2 protein-coding genes and 2 pseudogenes are annotated in these 2,661 nt (G+C 59.8%); 2 read left to right on the forward strand and 2 right to left on the reverse strand.

Features of this window, described 5'->3' with window-relative positions:
- Positions 1 to 289, reverse strand: a pseudogene (locus BVH06_RS18980) (hydrolase); the annotation flags it as partial.
- On the opposite strand from BVH06_RS18980, the gene BVH06_RS18985 reads away from it, so the two are divergent.
- Together BVH06_RS18985 and BVH06_RS18995 are read left to right on the forward strand one after the other, a co-directional pair.
- A complete protein-coding gene (locus BVH06_RS18985) occupies positions 288 to 950 on the forward strand; it encodes a pitrilysin family protein (protein WP_075935121.1) in 663 nt (220 codons plus the stop codon). The pseudogene BVH06_RS18980 and the gene BVH06_RS18985 sit on opposite strands and share 2 nt — an antisense overlap.
- Positions 951 to 1,572: 622 nt before the next feature.
- Complete coding sequence (locus BVH06_RS18995) at positions 1,573 to 2,358, forward strand: TolC family protein (protein WP_139315679.1); 786 nt, start codon at positions 1,573 to 1,575, stop codon at positions 2,356 to 2,358.
- Here BVH06_RS18995 and BVH06_RS19000 read toward each other — a convergent pair.
- A pseudogene (locus BVH06_RS19000) lies at positions 2,324 to 2,661 on the reverse strand (hydrolase); the annotation flags it as partial. The gene BVH06_RS18995 and the pseudogene BVH06_RS19000 overlap by 35 nt on opposite strands.

Genomic DNA, 2,661 nt, shown 5'->3' on the forward strand with positions numbered 1-2,661 from the left:
ACAGGCGATCGGCCTGGCCCTGGTGGGCGAACAGGCGCTGCTTGTCCTTCACGTAGGCGACCATGGCGCGCATGAAATGCGCCTGGTAGACCCGCGAGAAGCCGACGTCGATCCGGTCGGCACACTGGTCCAGGCGAAACGGTACCGAAACCGCGGCGGCGCCTTGCAGGCCGCTGTCCGCGCCAGTTTCCCCCAGGTACTTGAGCAGCACGTTGCCGCCCAGCGAGTAGCCCACCGCAAACAGTGGCGCCAGGGGATGCTTGGCGTGCAGGTGGCAGAGTGTCTGCATGATGCCACTCGGCCAGCCGGCGGAGGTCGCGGCCCTGCACCTGAATCTCCATGCCGCGCCCTGGCCCGTCGGCGACATGCGCCGTCACGTCGAGCCAAGGCAGCGGCTCGCCGTACTCAAGCGGTTGAGCCGAGACGATGTACAGGCGTTCCACCGCGACTTCTATGGCGCCAATCGTAGCGAGTTTGCCTTGTCCGGCGACTTCGAGGCGCATGCGCTGCGCCAGCAACTGCAGCGCCTGTTCGGCGCCTGGAACAGCCACAGCGACTATGCCCGTGCGCCCCAGACCGGCCACTACCTGGGGCGCCTGCACTTCGACCTCAACGCCAGAGCCAGTCCCGAAGACGACCCGGCGCTGTTCGTCGCCGAACACATCCTCGGGCGCAAGCCACTGGTCTCGCGCCTGAGCCAGCGCCTGCGCGAACGGGAAAACCTCAGCTACGACATCCGTAGCTCGCTCAAAGTGGCGACCTTCGACAATGCCAACTGGCTGACCATCCAGGCCGATTACCCCAGAGATGATGGCCAGCGCCTGGCCGATATCGTCAGGGAGGAAGTTACACGTTTGATCGAATATGGCATCGACGAGCAGGAGCTGGAGCGAGCGCAACCAGGCATTCGCGGATGTCACGCTGTAGCAGGTCAACAGCGCCATCGCTAGGCACCTGAATCTGAACGGTTTCGTCGAAGTGTTGGCGGATGCGGAGGGGGATGTATGGACGCGACAGTGAGAGCGATTGAATAACGTTTCTCGATGTTTAGTCTTGTCGTACGTCCATAGTCAATTTATGAGGGCTCCGACGCGTGTCGCAGGGGAGCGACAAATTATGGGATATTTATAATTTATTAAAGGCGTGATAATTCTCCATGGATTGTAGGTTGCTCATTAAGTATTGAGGTGTTCGTATGGTTGGGGTAGATGGCTGGTTCTATGAATTGTTCGGGGTCGAGCTTATGGCGGGTACAACGCACAGTGCGGTTCTTTTGTCTTTGTTGATTCTGTTTTATATGGGGTTTTTATTTTGCATTTACAGGATGATCCTGTGTGCAGGAGTGTGGAAGTACAACAAGAAAAGTCTTTTCCCTTCACTTTTTTTGCTTCCGCTTGCAGTGATCTTGGGGAATATAACATTATCCCTGTTCGTTAACCGTTAACTTGAAATTTCAATTGCTGCATGAATTTTTATGCCCGTATCGCTCAATATATCAAAAGAGAAATTTATACGTGAATTTCAAGAGAAGAAGCCGCTATTGATTAAGGGGGCAACGTCAGTATCGCCGATGTGCACGAGGCCCAGGCGAGTTTCGATCGGGTCACGGCGCAACTGATCGAGGCCGAGAACGATCAGCAACTGGCCGTTCATGCATTGGCCCGAATTACCGGCAGACAGCCTGGCAGGTTGTGCGGTGTACGCGAGGGGGTAATGCTCCAGCGGCCGCAACCCGAGGCCATGGACGCGTGGATAGAGGCTAGCAGGCAGGGGAATCTTGCGATCCAGGAACAGGCCCTGTTGCTGGAGGTGGCGCGTTATGAGATCAGCAGCCGCCGGGCGGAACACTTGCCGACCCTCGACCTGGTCGCCAGTCAAAGCATGCAGGAGCGTCCCAATATTGCCACTGAGCGTAGCGAGTCAGCTAGCTTGGGGTTACGTCTGAGCATGCCGTTGTATGCCGGCGGAAGGACAAGTGCCGCTGTGCGCGAGGCCCAGGCGTTGCTCATACAGGCAGAGGCGGCGCTGGATGATGCCAGGCGTGCCGCCGAGCTCGATACGCGCCACGCCTGGCTCGGCGTCGTTGGCGGTCTGGGGCGCGTTCGTGCTCTGGAGGCGGCGACGCTGTCCGCCGACTCGGCCCTCGCGGCCAATCGTCTGGGCTACCGGGTGGGTATGCGCACCAGCATCGATGTGCTGGAGGTGCAGAGCCAGTACAGCGAAATCGTGCAACAGCTGTCCCGGGCGCGTTACGACACGCTGCTGGCGCAACTGCGCCTCAAGGCGGCGGTAGGCAGCCTGGATGAGAGGGATCTGCATGCGCTCAGCGATCTGTTGGAAACGCCCGAGAAGCCGTGAGCGGGGAGGCTTCGGCCAGCCACTGCGGTATGCGGCGCTCCAGGTAATAGCCGGGTCGGCGTGGCGAGCCGTCGACGAAGCCCACATGGCCGCCCTTGGCGTGCAGCTCGAAGCGGATGCAATCGGCCAGCTCACTGGCTTCGGGTAGGCTGTGGGGATAGACGAACGGATCGTCGCTGGACTGGATCATCAGTGTCGGCGTCTGGATACGGCCCAGGTAATAGCGGCTCGAGGCGCGTCGGTAGTAGTCGTCGGCATTCTCGAACCCGTGCAGCGGCGCGGTGATGCGGCCGTCGAAATCCC

It is taken from the genome of Pseudomonas sp. PA27(2017) (assembly GCF_001945445.1).
In the GTDB taxonomy this organism is placed as follows: Bacteria; Pseudomonadota; Gammaproteobacteria; order Pseudomonadales; family Pseudomonadaceae; genus Aquipseudomonas.